The organism is Kitasatospora sp. NPDC004799, from assembly GCF_040609095.1.
Lineage (GTDB): Bacteria > Actinomycetota > Actinomycetes > Streptomycetales > Streptomycetaceae > Kitasatospora.
In genome coordinates, this window is sequence record NZ_JBEXJK010000157.1 from 1 (window position 1) to 17,724 (window position 17,724).

16 protein-coding genes and 1 pseudogene are annotated in these 17,724 nt (G+C 73.4%); 8 read left to right on the forward strand and 9 right to left on the reverse strand.

Annotated elements, in window-relative coordinates; genetic code table 11:
• Positions 1 to 17 precede the first annotated feature (17 nt).
• The 3 genes from ABZW03_RS20575 to ABZW03_RS20585 all read right to left on the reverse strand — a co-directional run bounded on the left by ABZW03_RS20575 (position 18) and on the right by ABZW03_RS20585 (position 3,327).
• Positions 18 to 1,433 (reverse strand): ABC transporter substrate-binding protein, encoded by a 1,416-nt coding sequence (locus ABZW03_RS20575; RefSeq protein ID WP_355260001.1) that lies wholly within the window; start codon positions 1,431 to 1,433, stop codon positions 18 to 20.
• 62 nt (positions 1,434 to 1,495) lie between these two features.
• Positions 1,496 to 2,392: a carbohydrate ABC transporter permease gene (locus ABZW03_RS20580; RefSeq protein ID WP_355260003.1), complete on the reverse strand. Its 897-nt coding sequence runs from the start codon at positions 2,390 to 2,392 to the stop codon at positions 1,496 to 1,498.
• A complete protein-coding gene (locus ABZW03_RS20585; protein WP_355260005.1) occupies positions 2,389 to 3,327 on the reverse strand; it encodes a sugar ABC transporter permease in 939 nt (312 codons plus the stop codon). Before ABZW03_RS20585 ends, ABZW03_RS20580 begins: the two co-directional genes overlap by 4 nt.
• A 204-nt stretch (positions 3,328 to 3,531) precedes the next feature.
• Here ABZW03_RS20585 and ABZW03_RS20590 point away from each other — a divergent pair, with 204 nt between their 5' ends.
• A complete protein-coding gene (locus ABZW03_RS20590) occupies positions 3,532 to 4,218 on the forward strand; it encodes an SMI1/KNR4 family protein (protein WP_355260008.1) in 687 nt (228 codons plus the stop codon).
• A gap of 12 nt (positions 4,219 to 4,230) precedes the next feature.
• Here ABZW03_RS20590 and ABZW03_RS20595 read toward each other — a convergent pair whose 3' ends face one another.
• From ABZW03_RS20595 to ABZW03_RS20605, 3 genes are all read right to left on the reverse strand, one after another.
• The gene (locus ABZW03_RS20595) at positions 4,231 to 4,992 is read right to left on the reverse strand and encodes a glucose 1-dehydrogenase (protein WP_355260011.1); all 762 of its coding nucleotides are present in this window, start codon (positions 4,990 to 4,992) and stop codon (positions 4,231 to 4,233) included.
• Positions 4,989 to 6,422, reverse strand: coding sequence for an MFS transporter (locus ABZW03_RS20600; RefSeq protein ID WP_355260014.1), 1,434 nt, complete (start codon positions 6,420 to 6,422; stop codon positions 4,989 to 4,991). The genes ABZW03_RS20595 and ABZW03_RS20600 overlap by 4 nt, the downstream gene beginning before the upstream one ends.
• A gap of 90 nt (positions 6,423 to 6,512) precedes the next feature.
• Complete coding sequence (locus tag ABZW03_RS20605) at positions 6,513 to 7,091, reverse strand: TetR family transcriptional regulator (protein ID WP_355260017.1); 579 nt, start codon at positions 7,089 to 7,091, stop codon at positions 6,513 to 6,515.
• A 154-nt stretch (positions 7,092 to 7,245) separates the two neighbouring features.
• On the opposite strand from ABZW03_RS20605, the gene ABZW03_RS20610 reads away from it, so the two are divergent.
• Positions 7,246 to 7,719, forward strand: a complete 474-nt coding sequence (locus tag ABZW03_RS20610; protein WP_355260020.1) for a DoxX family protein — start codon at positions 7,246 to 7,248, stop codon at positions 7,717 to 7,719.
• On the opposite strand, the gene ABZW03_RS20615 is transcribed toward ABZW03_RS20610, so the two are convergent.
• Together ABZW03_RS20615 and ABZW03_RS20620 are read right to left on the reverse strand one after the other, a co-directional pair.
• On the reverse strand, positions 7,708 to 8,019 hold the full coding sequence (locus ABZW03_RS20615; RefSeq protein ID WP_355260023.1) for an MTH1187 family thiamine-binding protein: 312 nt from the start codon (positions 8,017 to 8,019) through the stop codon (positions 7,708 to 7,710). The two genes, ABZW03_RS20610 and ABZW03_RS20615, sit on opposite strands and share 12 nt — an antisense overlap.
• Before the next feature lie 77 nt (positions 8,020 to 8,096).
• A complete protein-coding gene (locus ABZW03_RS20620) occupies positions 8,097 to 9,578 on the reverse strand; it encodes a SulP family inorganic anion transporter (RefSeq protein WP_355260040.1) in 1,482 nt (493 codons plus the stop codon).
• Positions 9,579 to 10,308: 730 nt separating this feature from the next.
• On the opposite strand from ABZW03_RS20620, the pseudogene gcl reads away from it, so the two are divergent.
• Together gcl and ABZW03_RS20630 are read left to right on the forward strand one after the other, a co-directional pair.
• Positions 10,309 to 12,084: pseudogene (gene gcl / locus ABZW03_RS20625) on the forward strand (glyoxylate carboligase); the annotation flags it as partial.
• 159 nt (positions 12,085 to 12,243) lie between these two features.
• Positions 12,244 to 12,732 carry a glutathione peroxidase gene (locus ABZW03_RS20630; RefSeq protein ID WP_355260043.1) on the forward strand — a complete coding sequence of 163 codons (489 nt, stop codon included), beginning with the start codon at positions 12,244 to 12,246 and terminating at the stop codon, positions 12,730 to 12,732.
• A 47-nt stretch (positions 12,733 to 12,779) separates the two neighbouring features.
• Here ABZW03_RS20630 and ABZW03_RS20635 read toward each other — a convergent pair whose 3' ends face one another.
• Positions 12,780 to 13,700: a LysR substrate-binding domain-containing protein gene (locus ABZW03_RS20635; RefSeq protein ID WP_355260026.1), complete on the reverse strand. Its 921-nt coding sequence runs from the start codon at positions 13,698 to 13,700 to the stop codon at positions 12,780 to 12,782.
• 96 nt (positions 13,701 to 13,796) lie between these two features.
• Between ABZW03_RS20635 and ABZW03_RS20640 the strand changes: the two genes are divergently transcribed.
• From ABZW03_RS20640 to ABZW03_RS20655, 4 genes are all read left to right on the forward strand, one after another.
• Entirely contained in the window at positions 13,797 to 14,501 is a 705-nt protein-coding gene (locus ABZW03_RS20640) for a succinate dehydrogenase cytochrome b subunit (RefSeq protein WP_355260028.1), read from the forward strand.
• Positions 14,498 to 16,441 (forward strand): fumarate reductase/succinate dehydrogenase flavoprotein subunit, encoded by a 1,944-nt coding sequence (locus tag ABZW03_RS20645; RefSeq protein WP_355260031.1) that lies wholly within the window; start codon positions 14,498 to 14,500, stop codon positions 16,439 to 16,441. Before ABZW03_RS20640 ends, ABZW03_RS20645 begins: the two co-directional genes overlap by 4 nt.
• Positions 16,438 to 17,175 (forward strand): succinate dehydrogenase/fumarate reductase iron-sulfur subunit, encoded by a 738-nt coding sequence (locus tag ABZW03_RS20650; protein WP_355260034.1) that lies wholly within the window; start codon positions 16,438 to 16,440, stop codon positions 17,173 to 17,175. Before ABZW03_RS20645 ends, ABZW03_RS20650 begins: the two co-directional genes overlap by 4 nt.
• Positions 17,176 to 17,511: 336 nt before the next feature.
• Positions 17,512 to 17,724 (forward strand): hypothetical protein (locus ABZW03_RS20655; protein ID WP_355260037.1); only part of this gene is annotated, 213 nt, incomplete at its 3' end.

The window sequence follows — 17,724 nt, forward strand, 5'->3', positions numbered from 1 at the left end:
GCATGCCGCACGCCGGTTCACCTCGTCCAACATCGCCGGTGCGACCGGACGCGGGTCGTCCGGACCGGTACGGCCGGCTGGAGCTCCTTCGCCGCGTCGGCCAGCGCCTGCTGGGCCGGCTTGGTGCCCGCGATGGTCTGCTCGATCGCGGTCTCCACGCCCTTGCGGGCCTGCGGCATCACGCCGAGCAGGCAGCCGGCCGTGGCCGGGGTCGGCTTGGTGGCCTTCAGCTGGTCGATCGCGGTCTGGAACTGGGGGTACTTGGCCACCCACTCCTTGTCCTTGGGGTCGTCCAGGGACTTCCTGTTGACCGGGAAGTAGCCGGTGCCGGTGTGCCAGACGGCCTGCTGCTCGGGGGCGGAGACGAACTTCTCGAACTCCCAGGCGGCGCGCTTCTCGGCGTCGGAGTGGCCGGGGCCGCTGATCCACAGCGAGGCGCCGCCGATCACCGGGCCGCCCTGGTCGCCGGCGGTGACCTTCGGGAAGGCCGCGGTGCCGACGCCGAACTTCGCGGCCTCGGTGTAGCCGCGCAGCACACCGGTGGACTCCAGGTGCATCGCGACCGTACCGGCCTTGAAGGCGGCCTGGGCGTCGTCGGTGGTGCGGCCGGTGTTGGCCGCGTAGCCGCCCTTGACCAGGTCGGCCCACCACTGGACGATCTGCGCGCCCTGGGCGGAGTCGAAGACGACCTTGCCCGCCTTGCTGGCACGGCCGTTGTCGTTGTCGCAGTACATCGTGCCGGACTCGGCCAGCAGCTGCTCGACGAACCAGCCGTAGATGGCGGCGCCGAAGCCGTACCGGACGGTCTTTCCGTCGGCGTCCTTCTTGGTCAGCTTCTTGGCCAGCTCGCCCAGTTCGTTGAGGTCCTTGGGCGGCTGGGCCGGGTCGAGGCCGGCCTCCTTGAAGGCCTCGGTGTTCAGGTAGAGCAGCGGCATCGAGGAGTTGAACGGCATCGACTGGAGCTTGCCGCCGACCGAGTAGTAGTTCCGGATGTTGGCGTCCAGGTCGTCCAGCGGGTAGCCGTCCTTGTCGGCGAAGGCCTGGGCCGGGACGGTCTGCTTGGAGTCGATCATGAACCGGGTGCCGATGTCGTAGACCTGCGCCAGGGCGGGGGTGCCCTTCTGCTGCACCGCGGCCTTGTACTTGGTGACCAGCTCGTCGTACTTGCCCTGGAACTGCGCCTTGACCTCGATCTTGCCCTGGTGGGCGGCGTTGAACTGGCCGACCAGCCCGTTCAGCACCTCGGCGTTCTTGCCGGTCATCGAGTGCCAGAACTCGACGGTGGTGACGCCGGAGGCCTGGTCGAGCGCCTGGGCGCCGGGCGCGCCGGCGTCGGAGGAGCCGCCGCCGGAACCGGAGCCGCCGGAGCTGCAGGCGGTCAGGGACAGGCCGGCCACCAGCAGGGCCGCGAGCGCGCGCGCACTCTTCTTCACGAGGGTTCTCTCTCTATCCGGGAAAGCGACGGACGTGGACGGGCGGGATCGGACGGGCGGGATCAGCGGACCGCGCCCGCGGTGAGGCCGCGGACGATGAAGCGCTGGCCGAAGACCACCAGGGCGAGGGTGGGCAGCAGGGAGAGCACGACGCCGGCCAGGATCAGCCCGGGGTCGGCCATCTCGGAGTCGCGCAGCGAGGTGAGACCGATCTGGAGGGTCTGCATGTCCGCCGTACGGGTGATGATCAGCGGCCAGAAGTACTGGTTCCAGGCCGACAGGAAGACGTAGATCGCCAGCGCCGCGATGGCGGGCTTGTTGAGCGGGACGACGATCCGCCACAGGAAGCGCCAGTGGCCGGCCCCGTCGATCCGGGCGGCGTCGCGCAGTTCGCCGGGCAGCTGGCGGAAGGCCTGGCGCAGCATGAAGGTGCCGAAGCCGGAGGCCAGGAAGGGCAGCACCAGGCCGAAGTAGGTGTTGCCGAGCCCCCAGTCGGACAGCGTCAGGTAGTTGGGGATGATGATGGCCTCCCACGGGACCATCAGCGTGGCCAGGAACACCCCGAACACCACGGCCCGCGCCTTCATCGGCAGGAAGACGAAGGCGTACGCGGCGAGGACGGAGGTGAACAGCTGGGCCAGGGTGATGGCGGTCGCCGTGATCGCCGAGTTGGCGTACTGGCGGGCCAGCGGGATGGCGTCCACGGCGCCGGAGAAGTTCCGTCCGGTGACCGAGTGCGGCACCAACGCGGGCGGGTAGGAGGAGAGTTCGGACGGGCCCATGAAGGCGCCGGCGATCGCGTAGTAGACCGGGAAGGCGACGGTGACGAGGGCGACGGCGAGCAGCAGGTAGACGGCGGCGCGGCCGAGCAGGTCACGCGGGGAGCGCCCGGCGAGGGCGCGGGCGCGCGGGCGGGGCGCCTCGGCCTCCGTCCCGGCTCCGGTGGTCAGGGTGGTCATGCGTAGTGCACCTTCCGCTCCAGGACGCCGAACTGGACGGCCGTGCAGGCGAGGACGACCACGAGCAGCACCACGGCCTGGGCGCTCGCGGTGCCGAAGTCGCTGGAGCCGTAGGCGAAGGCCTTCTCGTAGACGGAGTAGACGAGGGTCCGGGTGGAGCCGTCCGGCCCGCCCTTGGTGAGGATGTGGATCTGGCCGAAGCTCTGGAGCGCGTGCACGGTGGAGACCACGGTCAGGAAGAACAGGTTCGGGCCGAGCATCGGGACGGTGATCGAGCGCGCCAGCCGCAGGCCGGAGGCGCCGTCGATGCGGGCCGCCTCGACCACCTCGCCGGGGATCGAGCCGATGCCGGCGGAGAGCACCAGCACGTTGTAGCCGAGGTTCATCCACACCGTGGTGACGGCCACCGAGACCAGCGCGTACCGGGAGTCGGTCAGCCAGCCGACCGGGCCGAGGCCGAGGTGCGAGAGCAGGCCGTTGAGCACCCCGCTGGCGGGGTTGAAGAACACCGCGAACACCACCGAGGCGCTGGCCACCGAGAACGCGAAGGGCAGCGCGAACGCCGAGCGCAGCAGTCGCACGCCGCGGATCCGGTTCTCCAGGAGCAGCACCAGCACCAGCGCGCCGAGCACCCCGGGCACCACGGTGAGCAGCGTGAACAGCGCGGTGGTCGTCAGGGTGCGGCCGAAGTCGGCCGAGGCGAACAGGTCGGTGTAGTGCTTCGCCCCCACGTAGCGGGAGGGCGCGCCGAAGAGGTCGTTGGCGTGGGCGCTCAGGTAGATCGTCCGCCCCAGCGGGTAGCCGATGAAGAGGACGAAGACCACCAGGGAGGGCAGCAGGAAGGCCCAGGCGAGCCCGTGTTCGCCCCAGCGCCCTCCTCGCCGCGCTCGCGGGGGGTGGCCCGGGAGGGGCCCGTTGTGCGGTGCGGTCGGCATCTGTCGCGCGTCCGCCTTTCGTGATGTCGGTTCCGGCCGAAACCGTGTCTTGCCCGAACGACGGCGCGGAAACCCCGTGGTGATCAACGGGTGTCGCCGGGATTACGCGTTCGCGTCAGATCCGGCCGGTGCCGCGCGGACGGGCGGTGGACCGGCGGTTGAGCGGTCCGGCGGGCTGTCACCGGTGTGCCGTACGGTGCGCCGGTGGACGAAACGGAATTCGACATCCCGGCCGCAATGGCCGAAAGTGTGCGCTCCCGCGCGGGTGCCAGGGCGCTCGTCCGGGGCTTCGCCGCCTACTGGGGCGAGCCGCTGGGGCCCGGCGACGGCTTCCCGGACGCGGAGCTGGACGCGGCCGAGCGGCGGCTCGGCCTGCGGCTGCCGGTGGCGCTGCGCGAGGCGTACCGGCTGTTCGGCCGCCGGGCGGACCTCACCAGCAGTCAGGACGTGCTGCTGACGCCGGCGGAGCTGTACGTGCTGGACGGCGCGCTGGTGTACCGGGCGGAGAACCAGGGCTGTGCGCACTGGGGCGTGCTGCTGGCGGACCTCGACCGGGAGGATCCGCCGACGGTGGTCCGGCCGGACCTGGCGGACACGTCGCGGGAGCGGTGGGAGCCCTGGGAGGAGCGCTTCTCCACGGCGGCCGCGGCGATGGCGATGACGGAGAAGCTGCTGGAGGAGCACGAGCTGACCGACTTCCTCGAGCTGGACGAGGAACTGCCGGGCAGCCTGCGGGAGTTGCCCGCGCTGGGCCGCTCCTTCCGCTGGTACCGGGGGCCTGAGGTACTGGTCGGGGTGGCCGAGGGGGCCTGGGTGGCCGCCCGGGCACGGACCCCGCGGGCGCTGGAAGCGCTCTACGAGGCCGTGCCCGGGGAGTGGCTGGGCGAGTGAGCCCGGCAGTGGTCAGGCGGCGATGCCGCCGTCCAGCACCAGGTCGGTGCCGACGCTGAAGCCCGCCTCCGGGGAGGCCAGGTACAGCACCGCGGCGGCCGCCTCCTCGACCCGGCCGGCCCGGCCGACCGGGACGTCGGCCGCCATCCGCTCGGCCTTCTCGGTCTCGGTCTCGCCGGCGCGGCCGGACATGGCGGTCTCCACCGGGCCGGGGCTGACGACGTTGATCCGGATGCCCTCGCCGATGTGGTCGCGGGCGGCGGCCCGGCTGAGCGCGGTGACGGCGGCCTTGCTGGCGGTGTAGGCACCGACGCCCTCGACCCGCTTGTGGAAGCCGAGGCTGGAGGAGACGTTGACGATGGCGCCGCCGCCGTGCGCCCGCATGTGGCCGATCTGGTGCTTCATCGCGAGCAGGGTACCGGTGACGTTGATGTCGAACACCCGCTGCCACTCGGCCTCGTCGATGTCGGCGACCGGACCGAGGGCGCCGAGCACCCCGGCGTTGTTGACGGCGACGTCCAGGCCGCCGAACCGCTCGACGGTCTCCCGGACCAGCCGGGCGGCGTCCTCCGTGTTCGTCACGTCGCCGGTGAGCGCGACCGCCTTGCCGCCGGCCCGCTCGATCAGCTCGACGGTCTCGGCGAGCGGACCGGCGCCGCGGCCGGCGACCGCGACCCGGGCGCCCTCGCGGGCGAAGGCGAGCGCGATGGCCCGGCCGATGCCGCTGCCGCCGCCGGTGACCAGGACGGACTTGTCGGCGAAACGCGTGGTCATGAGGTGAACTCCTTGATTCGGGTGGTGCGTTCGGTGGTGCCGGGAAGGGTGGTCCGGGGTAGCGCGGCGACCGCGACGGCGGTGAGCGCCAGTCCGACGGCGGCCGCCGCGAAGGCCGCGGCGTAGCCGCCGACGACGCTCGGGCGGGTGGCGGCCAGCGCCATCAGGGCGGCCAGGCCGGCGGTGGGGCCGAGTTCCATGGCCGTGTTGAACACTCCGGCGGCCAGCCCGGTGCGCTCGGGCGGCACGCCGCCGGTGGCGAGCACGGCCGCACCGGCGAAGGCCGCGGCGGCGCCGGCGGGCAGCAGGAGCAGTCCGGGGAGCAGGCCGAGGGCGTACCCGCTGTCGGGGGCGAGCCCGGCCAGCAGGCCGAGCCCGGCGGCCGCCACGGCGAGGCCGCCGGCGGTGACCGCCACCGGCCCGTACCGGGCGGTCAGCGGGCCGGCCAGCCGGCCGGCGAGCAGCAGGACGGCCGCGTACGGCAGGAAGGCGGCGGAGGTGGCCGCGGCGCTCCAGCCGCGCAGCTGCTGGAGGTAGAGCGAGAGCAGGACGAAGGTGAGCGCGGTGCCGGCGGCGGTGGCCGTGACGGCGGCGAGGGCGGTGGCGCGGCGCCGGTCGGCGAGGAAGCCGGGCGGCAGCAGCGGGTCCGGGGTGCGGCGTTCGGCGGCGGCGAAGGCGAGCAGCAGGGCGAGCCCGGCGGCCAGCGGGCCGTACGTCCAGGGGCTGCGCCAGCCGTGCTCGGTGGACGCCACCAGGGCGTAACTCGCCGCGCAGACACCGGTGGTGGCGAGGACGGCCCCGCGCAGGTCCAGCGCGGGCCGAGCGCCGGCGGGGGCAGCCTGCCGGGCGCCGGCCGGGGCGGCGGGCAGGGCCGCGGGTAAGGCGGCGGAGCGGGCGAGGGCGGCCAGGGCGACCAGCACGGGCACCGCGAACAGCCAGCGCCAGGAGACCGCGGCGGCGACCGCGCCCGAGACCACGCTGCCGGCGGTGGCGCCGAGCACCGACAGGCCGCCCCAGGTGGCCATCGCCCGGCGGTAGGCGGCCGGTTCGGGGTGCAGCACCCGGACCACCGCGACCGCCGCCGGGGCGGTGAGGGCGGCGCCGGCGCCCTGCGCGAAGCGGCTCGCCAGCAGGACGGGGTGGCCGGGCGCGAGGGCGCAGGCGATCGAGGCCGCGGCGAACAGCGCCAGGCCCGCGCGGAGCACCGGGCGCCCGCCGTGACGGTCCGTCAACCTCCCGCCCAGCAGCAGCAAGGAGCTGAAGGAGAGACCGTACGCGGCGCTGAGCAGCAGCACGCCGGACGGGCCGAGCCCGAACTCCCGCGCCACCAGCGGCAGCGGCACGGTCAGGATCGTGATCGTGAGGATCAGCGTCGCCTGGACGACGCCGAGCAGTGCGAAGCCGTACCGGCCGGTAGTGATGACAGCCATGTAAAACCCTCCCCTCTATAAAGACCGTTCGATCCAGATTGAGCACAGCATTGAGCACGATGGAAGAAGCCGGCCGGAGCCGGCCCGGCCTCAGTCCAGCAGGGCCAGCGCCTGCTCGGCGGCGTCCCGCGCCCGGGTCGCGCCGTCGGTGGTCTTGCCCACCACCCGGATGCCCTGGAGCAGCACCACCAGCATCCGGGCGAGCGCCCGCGGCTCGCGCCCGGCGGGCAGCTCGCCCTGGGCGGCGGCCCGCACCAGGGCGCCGGTGAGCAGCGTCTCCAGGTGGTCAAAGCTCGCCTCCACCCGGCGGGACGCGGCCGGGTCGTGCGGGGCCAGCTCCACCGCCGTGTTGGTGACGAAGCAGCCGAACCGGCGCTCCCGCTCGTCCGCCGTCGCGTAGTGGCGGACCAGCGCGCGGACCGCCGGCAGCGCCGGGCCCGGCTGGGACAGCTCGTCCAGCCGCGCCGAGTCGCTCTGCTCGCAGTAGCGCTCCAGCGCCCGCAGGTACAGCTCCCGCTTGCTGCCGAAGGTCGCGTAGAGGCTGGCCCGGCCGACGCCGAGCCGCTCGACCAGGTCGGCCATCGAGGTCGCCTCGTAGCCGCGCTGCCAGAACAGCTCCAGGGCCGCCTGCAGCGCCGCGTCCGGGTCGAATTCCTTCGTTCGCGCCATGTCGGAAAGGCTAGCCCTTTCGAGATCGATCGGTCAAGAAAGAGCAACTGACCGCCCACGCACCGTCTCTGACGGAGCATTGCCAACTGGAATAGACCAAGGCTACCCTTACCGCTCCCCCGTCCACCTCCTTCCCCACCGGGAGGCGTTTCGCATGCCCGCACCCAGCCCCACCACCCCCCGGCAGGCCGTCGACGCCGTCAGACCCGTCGTACTGACGGCGTTCCGGATCGTCGTCGGCCTGCTCTTCGCCTGCCACGGCGCCGCCTCGCTGTTCGGCGTGCTCGGCGGCGCCAAGGGCGGCGGCACCGTCCCGCTCGGCCAGTGGCCGGGCTGGTGGGCCGCGCTGATCCAGCTGGTCGGCGGCGCCCTGGTGCTGCTCGGCGCCGGCACCAGGGTGGCCGCCCTGCTCTGCTCCGGCTCGATGGCCTACGCCTACTTCACCGTCCACCAGGAGCACGCCCTGCTGCCGATCCAGAACGGCGGCGAGCTCTCGGTGATGTTCTGCTGGTCCTTCCTGGTCATCGCGGCGCTCGGCTCCGGCCCGTACGCCCTGGACCGGCTGCTCACCCGCCGGCCCGCGGCCGCGGTGGCCGAACCGGCGGCCCAGCAGGCCTCAGCGGTCTGACGGTCCGCCCGCGGCCAGGTGGCGCTCGACCGAGGCGACCTTGGCGGTGAGGCCGTCGGTGACCCCGGCCCGGTCGTCGATCTTGATGACCGTGCTGACCCGGTTGCTGTGGGCCTTCACCGCCTCGATCGCCGCCCTGATCACCGGCATCACCTCGTCCCACTCCCCCTCGATGCTGGTGAACATCGCGTCCGTGCGGTTCGGGAGGCCGCTCGCCCGCACCACCCGGACGGCGGCGGCCACCGCCTCCCCCACGTCCTCGCCGATCCCCAGCGGGGTCACCGAAAAGGCTGCGATCACGGCTCTGCGCTCCTTGTGGTTCGACGGCACTGGTCGCTGGTCCGGGCTGCAGCTCGGACCAGCGACCAGGCTAGTCGTCAGGCCACGGTCGGCAGCGGCGGTTCGACGGCCAGCGGCGCGGTGGCGCGGGCCCGGTGCTGGTCGGCCCAGGAGACCAGGGCCACCGTGCAGGCGTGGTCCAGGTGGCGCAGCCCGGACCAGTCCAGTTCCACCGGCCGGTCCCCCGGCAGCCGTTCCAGGGCGTCCAGCAGCCGGGGCAGCCGCAGGAAAGTGGCGTTGCCGCTCAGCCGGACCCGGTGCAGCGGCTGCCCGGTCGGCCGCACCTGCTCCTCCACCGCGATCTGCAGCTGCGAGGTCTGCCAGGCCGACTTGGCCACCGCCAGGCCGACGCCGACCAGCACCCCGTCGAACAGGTCGGTGGCGATGATCGCGACCGCCGTGACCACCAGCACCAGAGCCTCGCCCCGGTGCCCGCGGCAGAGGGCGACGATCCGGCGCAGCGGCACCAGCTTGGCGCCGGCGTGCACCAGGACGGCGGCCAGCGCGGTGAGCGGGACGAGCCCGAGCGCGCCGGGCAGCAGCGCGGTGAACAGCAGCAGCCAGCCGCCGTGCAGCACCCGCGAGGCCCTGGTCCGCGCGCCGGCCTGGACGTTGGCCGCACTGCGCACGATCACCGCGGTCATCGGCAGCGCGCCGAGCAGCCCGCAGACGGCGTTGCCGATGCCCTGGGCGGTGAGCTCGCGGTCGTAGTCGGTGCGCGGGCCGTGGTGCATCCGGTCGACGGCGGCGGCGCTGAACAGCGTCTCGGCGGAGGCGATCAGGGTGAAGGCGACGACCGTGCCGAGCCCGGCGGTGCCGGCCAGGGCGGTCAGCGCGTCGCGGTCGGGAAGGCGCACCACGTCGAGCAGTCCGGCCACCCGGACCCGGTCCACCGGCAGGTCGGCGGCGGCGGTGACGGCGGCGGCCAGGCCGACGGCGGCCAGCGGGGCGGGGACGGCGCGGGCGGCGCGCTCCGGCAGGTACTTCCACACCACCAGGACCAGCAGGGTGCCGAGGCCGAGGGCGACCGCGCTCGGGTCGGCCGTGGCGGTCAGCACGTCGCCCAGCAGGTCGGGCAGTCCGGCGATCTTGTCCGGGCCGGTGGCCGGGGCGCGGCGGTCGGCGAGCGCGTAGAGCTGGCCGAACACCAGGGTCAGTCCGATGCCGGCCAGCATGCCGTGCACCACCGAGGCGGACATCGCCCGGAACCAGCGGCCGAGCCGCAACGCGCCCATCGCCAGCTGGAGCAGGCCGGTGCAGAGCACCAGCAGGCCGAGCGCGCCGACGCCGAAGCGCTCGACGGCGTCGGCGACCAGGACGGTCAGCCCGGCGGCGGGCCCGCTGACCTGGAGGCTGCTGCCGGGCAGCAGGCCGGCCACCAGGCCGCCGACGATGCCGGTGACCAGGCCGAGTTCGGCGGGGACGCCGGAGGCGACGGCGACGCCGACGCAGAGCGGGAGGGCGACCAGGAAGACCACCAGCGAGGCCGGCAGGTCGTGGCGCCAGGGGACGGCGCGCAGGGCGGCGGCCGGGGTGCGGGGCCGGCCCGGCGGGCCGTGCTTGCGGAGCAGGCCCGGCGGGCTGTCGCTCCGGTGGGGCGGCGGGTTCACCCGGTCACCGCCGGGGACCGGGGAGGGGTGCAGCAGTGCATGGGGACGTTCCTTCCGCGCGCCGGCCGCAGCGGGCGCGCCGTTGCAGGGCGGGGAGCAGGAGCACGGGGGAAGGAGGCCGCGGAGGGGCGGCGGCATGCGGTACGGCCGCGGGTCCCGGTGGACCGGAGCGCGGCGGTGGGGGTCGGGTCGGTGCGGTCAGGGGAGTGCGTCCCTCGCTCGGTGCGGCGGACCGGGCACGCTGGTCCTGGACGGGGCCGCCGGCGGAGTTCCCCCGCTCCGCGGCGCTCCCGAACCCCCCTGCCGCGGCCTCAGTTGGACGTCACGGGCCCGGCGTGCCACCGACGGTACCCAGCCCGGCGGGGCGGCCCCACACCCCGCACCGTCCCTTCACGGGCGCTGCACACCGGCTGCGCTTCCCGGCGCGGAGCGTCCGCTTCCCCGGGCACACCAGCACGAACGCCGTCCAGACGTACGAATCCGGGCCGCTCGGCCGCCCTTCCACCCTCCGTTGATGCCCCTTGACGGCCCGACGGGGCCCGACCTACCGTGCTTCCACATACAGAAACCACTCTTCCGTATGGTGGAATTCGAGAGATGAGCCCTCCGAGCCACTGCGGGCCGACTCAGGAGAGATCCGATGCCCCGTATGACAGCCGCCCGCGCGGCCGTGGAGATCCTCCGGCTCGAAGGCGTCCGAGCCGCGTTCGGCGTGCCCGGCGCGGCCATCAACCCGTTCTACGCCGCCCTCGAGGCCTCCGGCGGGATCCGGCACACCCTGGCCCGGCACGTCGAGGGCGCCTCCCACATGGCCGAGGGCTACACCCGCGCCGCGGCCGGCAACATCGGGGTCTGCGTCGGCACCTCCGGGCCGGCCGGCACCGACATGGTCACCGGCCTGTACTCGGCGATCGCCGACTCCGTCCCGATCCTCTGCATCACCGGCCAGGCGCCCGTCGCCCGGCTGCACCAGGAGGACTTCCAGGCCGTCGACATCGCCTCGATCGCCCGGCCCGTCACCAAGGCCGCCACCACCGTGCCGGCGGCCGCGCAGGTCCCCGGGGTGTTCCAGCAGGCCTTCCACCTGATGCGCTCCGGGCGCCCGGGACCGGTCCTGATCGACCTGCCGGTCGACGTCCAGCTGACCGAGATCGAGTTCGACCCGGAGGCCTACCAGCCGCTGCCGGTGCACCGGCCGGCCGCCAACCGCACCCAGATCGAGAAGGCCGTCGCCCTGCTCCAGCGCTCCGAGCGCCCGCTGATCGTGGCCGGCGGCGGTGTCGTCAGCGCGGACGCCGCCGAGCTGCTGCGGGAGTTCGCCGAACTCACCGGCGTCCCGGTGGTCCCCACCCTGATGGGCTGGGGCGCCCTCCCGGACGACCACGACCTGAACGCCGGCCTGGTGGGCCTGCAGACCGCGCACCGCTACGGCAACGCGACCTTCCTCGCCTCCGACTTCGTCCTCGGCATCGGCAACCGCTGGGCCAACCGCCACACCGGCGGCCTGGACGTCTACACCGCGGGCCGCACGTTCGTCCACGTCGACATCGAGCCCACCCAGATCGGCCGGATCTTCGCCCCCGACCTCGGCATCGCCTCCGACGCCAAGGCCGCGCTGGCGCTCTTCGTCGAGGTGGCGCGCGAGCTGCGGGCCGCCGGCACGCTCCGGGACCGCACCGCCTGGGCCGCCGCCACCCAGGAGCGCCGGGCCCGGCTCCAGCGCCGCACCCACTTCGACGACGTGCCGATCAAGCCGCAGCGGGTGTACGAGGAGATGAACAGGGCCTTCGGCCCGGAGACCCGCTACGTCACCGCCATCGGGCTGTCCCAGATCGCCGGGGCGCAGCTGCTGCACGTCCACCGGCCCCGGCACTGGATCAACTGCGGCCAGGCCGGCCCGCTCGGCTGGACCGTCCCGGCCGCGCTGGGCGTCGCCACCGCCGACCCCGACGGCCAGGTCGTCGCGCTCTCCGGCGACTACGACTTCCAGTTCATGATCGAGGAGCTGGCGGTCGGCGCCCAGCACCGCATCCCGTACGTCCACGTGCTGGTGAACAACTCCTACCTGGGGCTGATCCGGCAGGCGCAGCGCGCCCTCGGCATCGAGTTCCAGGTCAGCCTGGAGTTCGAGAACGTCAACGCGCCGGAGCTGGGCGGCTACGGCGTCGACCACGTCAAGGTGGTGGAGGGGCTGGGCTGCAAGGCGATCCGGGTCACCGAGCCGGATCGCCTGCTGCCGGCCTTCGAGGAGGCGAAGAGGCTGGCCGCCGAGTTCCGCGTGCCCGTGGTGGTCGAGGCGATCCTGGAGCGGGTCACCGACATCGCGATGGCCGCCGCCGACATCGACGAGGTCAACGAGTTCGAGGAACTCGCCACCCTTCCCGAACACGCCCCCACGGCGATCCGGCCGCTGGCGCTGCGACCGGTCGCGCGCACCGGTCGTGCGGGGGCGGACGGACCGCCGCGTACGCTCCCGCGCACCCCGGGAACCGGCACGCCGGGCACCGCCGACCGCCGCGCGACCGCTACCGTGGCACCGGCAGAGGCCCGACGACCTTCCGGAAGGACCACCACCGTGAGCCTGTACGACATCCCGCTGCGCACCCTCGACGGCGCGGCCGCCTCGCTGGCCGACCACAAGGGCAAGGCGCTGCTGATCGTCAACGTCGCCTCCAAGTGCGGCCTGACCCCGCAGTACGAGGGCCTGGAGCGGCTCCAGCAGCGGTACGCCGGGCGCGGGTTCACCGTGCTGGGCTTCCCCTGCAACCAGTTCGCCGGGCAGGAGCCGGGCAGCGCCGAGGAGATCCGCACCTTCTGCTCCACCACCTACGGCGTGACCTTCCCGCTGTTCGAGAAGATCGACGTCAACGGCGAGGACCGGCACCCGCTGTACGCCAAGCTGACCGAGGTCGCCGACGAGGAGGGCCAGGCCGGGGACGTCTCCTGGAACTTCGAGAAGTTCCTGCTCTCCCCGGACGGCACCGTGGTGGCCCGGCTGCGCCCGGCCGTCGCCCCGGAGTCGGCGGAGCTGACCGCCGCGATCGAGGCCGTCCTGCCGGCCTGACGCACTGGGGCCGGGGCCGTCGGGAGTGCTCCCGACGGCCCCGGCGTTCACAGCAACAGCCGGGTGCCCGGGGGGAGTTCGCCGGAGCGGGCGGCGTCGCGCAGGTGGGCGAGCAGGGTCTCGCGCAGCGCCTCGGCCGCGCGGGTGAGCGGGACCTCGTGGCCGTGCGCGACCGCGATGGTGCGGCCCAGGCCGGGGCCGGCGAACGCCGTCACCGCGAGGCCGGAGCGGGCGGCCACCATGCCGGGGACGACGGCGGGCCCGATGCCGGCCCGGACGAAGCCCAGCACCGCGTCCATCTCGCCGCCCTCCACCGCGAACCGCGGCTCGAACCCGGCCGCCCGGCAGGCCGCCAGGGTCGCCTCGCGGACGTCGTAGCCCTCCCGGAACATCACCAGCGGCCGGTCCTTCAGCTCCGCCACCCGGACCGTGCGCCGGCCCCGCCGCTCGGCCGCGACCAGCACCAGCTCCTCGTGCAGCAGTTCGGTGACCGCCAGGGCGGGCGTCTGCTCCCCGCTCGGCCGGGTGATGATCAGCGCGAGGTCCAGCTCGCCCGCCGCCAGCCAGCCGACCAGGTCGCGCGAACCGCCCTCGCGGACCACCAGCGTCACCCCCGGATAGCGGTCCCGGAAGACCCGCAGCACGTCCGGCACCAGGCTGGTGCACAGGCTCGGCGGCGCGCCCAGCCGCACCCGGCCGCGGCGCAGCTGGACCGTCTCCTGCACCGCCAGCCGGGCGCTCTCGGTGTCCGCGAGGATGCGCCGGGCCAGCGGCAGCAGGGCGTCCCCGGCGTCGGTGAGCGCGATGTTGCCCCGGGTGCGGTGGAACAGCTCCGCGCCCAACTCCCGTTCCAGTGCCCGGATCTGTTGCGAGAGCGACGGCTGGGCCACGTGCGCCGCCTCGGCGGCCCGGGTGAAGTGCCGGGTCTCGGCCACGGCCAGGAAGTAGCGGAGTTGCTGGAGCTGCACAGGGCCAGGATAGACCGCATCGATAGCTCACGCCTATCGTCATGAGCCGCATCATGTCTTGGACGTACCCTGCCCGCCGTCCCTACCGTTGCCGCCATGACAACCGCGACTCGGACGGCCCGGCATCCGTCCACCCTGGCGATCCTGTGGCGGTCGACCGTCGGCAAGAAGGCGGTCATGGCCGTCACCGGACTGGTCATGCTGCTGTACCTGGTCGCGCACATGCTGGGGAACCTCAAGGTGTTCTTCGGCCCGGACGACATCAACGGCTACGCGGCCTGGCTGCGCACCATCGGCCAGCCGTTCCTGGGCCACGAGTGGTTCCTGTGGATCGCCCGGGCGGGCCTGCTGGCCGCCGTGGTGCTGCACGGCGTCTCCGCGTACCAGCTCAGCCGCCGCGACCTCGCGGCCCGGCCGAGCAAGTACGCGCACAAGCGCCGCCGGGCGAGCTACGCGACCCGGACCATGCGCTGGGGCGGGGTGATCCTGGCGCTGTTCATCGTCTGGCACATCCTCGACCTCACCACGCTGACGGTGAACCCGGGCACCGATCACGGGCAGACGTACCAGAACATCGTGGCCTCCTTCGGCCGCTGGTACGTCGACGTGTTCTACGTGGTCGCGATGCTGGCCGTCGGCCTGCACATCCGGCACGGGTTCTGGAGCGCCGCGCAGAGCCTCGGTGCCAACAACGCCCGCCGCGACCGGGCGCTCAAGCTGATCGCGAACGGCCTGGCGCTGGTGCTGACGGCCGGCTTCCTGTCCGTCCCCGTGGCCGTGATGACCGGAGTGGTGAAGTGAGCTACCTGGATTACTCCCTCGGCGAGCCGGTCGCCGACGCCAAGGCGCCCGCCGGCCCGATCGAACAGCGCTGGGACCAGCGGCGGTTCGACGCCAAGCTGGTCAACCCGGCCAACCGGCGCAAGCACACCGTGATCGTGGTCGGCACCGGCCTGGCCGGCGGCGCGGCCGGCGCCACCCTGGCCGAACAGGGCTACCACGTGGTCCAGTTCTGCTTCCAGGACTCCCCCAGGCGGGCCCACTCGATCGCCGCCCAGGGCGGCATCAACGCGGCCAAGAACTACCGCAACGACGGCGACTCCGTCCGCCGGCTGTTCTACGACACCGTCAAGGGCGGCGACTTCCGCGCCCGCGAGTCCAACGTGCACCGGCTGGCCCAGGTCTCGGTGGAGATCATCGACCAGTGCGTGGCCCAGGGCGTACCGTTCGCCCGCGAGTACGGCGGCCTGCTGGACACCCGCTCGTTCGGCGGCGTCCAGGTCTCCCGGACCTTCTACGCCCGCGGCCAGACCGGCCAGCAGCTGCTGCTCGGCGCCTACCAGGCGCTCTCCCGGCAGGTCGCGGCCGGGAACGTCGAGCTGCACCCGCGCACCGAGATGCTCGACCTGCTGGTGGTCGACGGCCGGGCCCGCGGCATCGTCGCCCGCGACCTGGTCACCGGCGAGATCCGCTCCTACACGGCCGACGCCGTGGTGCTCGCCACCGGTGGCTACGGCAACGTGTTCTACCTCTCCACCAACGCCAAGAACTCCAACGCCACCGCGATCTGGCGGGCCCACCGGCGCGGCGCGTACTTCGCCAACCCGTGCTTCACCCAGATCCACCCGACCTGCATCCCGCGCTCGGGCGACCACCAGTCCAAGCTCACCCTGATGAGCGAGTCGCTGCGCAACGACGGCCGGATCTGGGTGCCCAAGGCGCAGGGCGACACCCGGCCGCCGGCCGAGATCCCCGAGGAGGAGCGGGACTACTACCTGGAGCGGATCTACCCCTCCTTCGGCAACCTGGTGCCGCGCGACATCGCCTCCCGGGCCGCCAAGAACGTCTGCGACGAGGGCCGCGGCGTCGGCCCCGGCGGCCAGGGCGTCTACCTGGACTTCGCCGACGCGATCCGCCGGCTGGGCCGGGACGCCGTGGAGGCCAAGTACGGCAACCTGTTCGAGATGTACGAGCGGATCACCGCCGAGGACCCGTACCGGGTGCCGATGCGGATCTACCCGGCGATCCACTACACGATGGGCGGGCTCTGGGTCGACTACGACCTGCAGACCACCGTCCCGGGCCTGTTCGCGATCGGGGAGGCCAACTTCTCCGACCACGGCGCCAACCGGCTCGGCGCCAGCGCCCTGATGCAGGGCCTGGCCGACGGCTACTTCGTGCTGCCGCCCACGATCAACGACTACCTGGCCCGCCACCCGCTGCCGGCCGTACCCGCCGACCACCCGGTGCCGGCCGAGGCGGAGGCCGAGGTGGCGGACCGGCTCAACCTGATCCTCGCGGTGGACGGCGACCGCACCCCGGACTCCTTCCACCGCGAACTCGGCGAACTGCTCTGGGACGAGTGCGGGATGGCCCGCGACGAGGCCGGGCTGAGGCGCGCGCTGGAGCGGATCCCGCTGCTGCGCGAGGAGTTCTGGCGCCGGATCAAGGTGCCCGGCACCGGGCAGGAGCTCAACCAGTCGCTGGAGAAGGCCAACCGGCTGGTCGACTACTTCGAGCTGGCCGAGCTGATGTGCCTGGACGCGCTGCACCGCGCCGAGTCCTGCGGCGGCCACTTCCGCACCGAGAGCCAGACCCCCGACGGCGAGGCCGCCCGCCGCGACGAGGAGTTCTCCTACGCCGCCGCCTGGGAGTTCACCGGCACCGGCGAGGCGCCCGTCCTCCACCGCGAGGAACTCGACTTCGAGTACGTCCACCCCACCCAGCGGAGCTACGCATGAACCTCACCCTGCGCATCTGGCGCCAGGCGGGCCCGGACGCACCCGGCTCGATGACCACCTACCAGGTCGGCGGGATCAGCCCGGACATGTCCTTCCTGGAGATGCTGGACACCCTCAACGAGGAGCTGATCACCCGCGGCGACCAGCCGGTCGCCTTCGACCACGACTGCCGCGAGGGCATCTGCGGCGCCTGCGGCATGGTCATCAACGGCCAGGCGCACGGCCCCGAGCGCACCACCACCTGCCAGCTGCACATGCGGCACTTCCGGGACGGCGACACCATCGACGTCGAGCCCTGGCGGGCGGCGGCCTTCCCGGTGGTCAAGGACCTGGTGGTGGACCGCTCGGCCTTCGACCGGATCATCGGCTCCGGCGGCTACATCACCGCCCCCACCGGCAGCGCCCCCGAGGCGCACGCCACGCCCGTCCCCAAGGAGGCCGCCGACACCGCCTTCGAGCACGCCGAGTGCATCGGCTGCGGCGCCTGCGTGGCGGCCTGCCCGAACGGCTCGGCGATGCTCTTCACCTCCGCCAAGGTGGTGCACCTCAACGTGCTGCCGCAGGGCGCGCCGGAGCGGTCCGCCCGGGTGCGGAACATGGTCTCGGCCATGGACGCCGAGGGCTTCGGCGGCTGCACCAACACCGGCGAGTGCGCCACCGCCTGCCCCAAGGGCATCCCGCTGCCCAGCATCGCGGCGATGAACCGGGAGTTCCTGCGGGCCGCCCGCGGCTGACGGCTCCCCCTGTACGGTCGGCCCCCGCTCCGGTGCTCGGGCGGGGGCCGACATCCTTTCGGCGGGGGTGTGCGGCGGGAGTCCGCGCTACCCGTACGGGTGGCGGATCCGGGCGAGCGGTGCTTCCTGACGGAGAATCGCGCTACGGTGGTGCTCCGCTACGGAGGGACGGCATATGCCCGAGGTTCAGTCCTGTTCCGGTTGCGGCGGGTCCGGGGGGACCCAGAAGACCGAGGCAACGGTCGAACTGGACGAGGAAGGAAGCATGGTGCCCAGCGTCCACACCTTCTGGTCGCCCTGCGGTCGGTGCCACGGATCCGGGACGGTGATCGTCGGATGAGGTTCGTCTTCGAGTGCGTCGAGTGCGGTGGGCACTACCTGCCGCCCGAGGAGATGGTGTACCCGGACGGGCCGGCCTCGCCGGTCTGGTGCACCGACTGCCAGGGCGCCAAGCGCGCGGCCGGCGTCCGGGAGGACCCGCTGCTCGCCCGGGTCGCGCAGGAAGGTGTCGAAGGTGTCCTTCCAGGCCGCGGCGTGCACCTTCGCGGT

Bases quoted from the DNA above. Each gene is read 5' to 3' on its own strand.
- ABZW03_RS20580 (WP_355260003.1), bottom strand. From the start codon at position 2,392: ATGACCACCCTGACCACCGGAGCCGGGACGGAGGCCGAGGCGCCCCGC.
- ABZW03_RS20585 (WP_355260005.1), bottom strand. From the start codon at position 3,327: ATGCCGACCGCACCGCACAACGGGCCCCTCCCGGGCCACCCCCCGCGA.
- ABZW03_RS20595 (WP_355260011.1), bottom strand. From the start codon at position 4,992: ATGACCACGCGTTTCGCCGACAAGTCCGTCCTGGTCACCGGCGGCGGC.
- ABZW03_RS20600 (WP_355260014.1), bottom strand. From the start codon at position 6,422: ATGGCTGTCATCACTACCGGCCGGTACGGCTTCGCACTGCTCGGCGTC.
- ABZW03_RS20605 (WP_355260017.1), bottom strand. From the start codon at position 7,091: ATGGCGCGAACGAAGGAATTCGACCCGGACGCGGCGCTGCAGGCGGCC.
- ABZW03_RS20610 (WP_355260020.1), top strand. From the start codon at position 7,246: ATGCCCGCACCCAGCCCCACCACCCCCCGGCAGGCCGTCGACGCCGTC.
- ABZW03_RS20640 (WP_355260028.1), top strand. From the start codon at position 13,797: ATGACAACCGCGACTCGGACGGCCCGGCATCCGTCCACCCTGGCGATC.
- ABZW03_RS20650 (WP_355260034.1), top strand. From the start codon at position 16,438: ATGAACCTCACCCTGCGCATCTGGCGCCAGGCGGGCCCGGACGCACCC.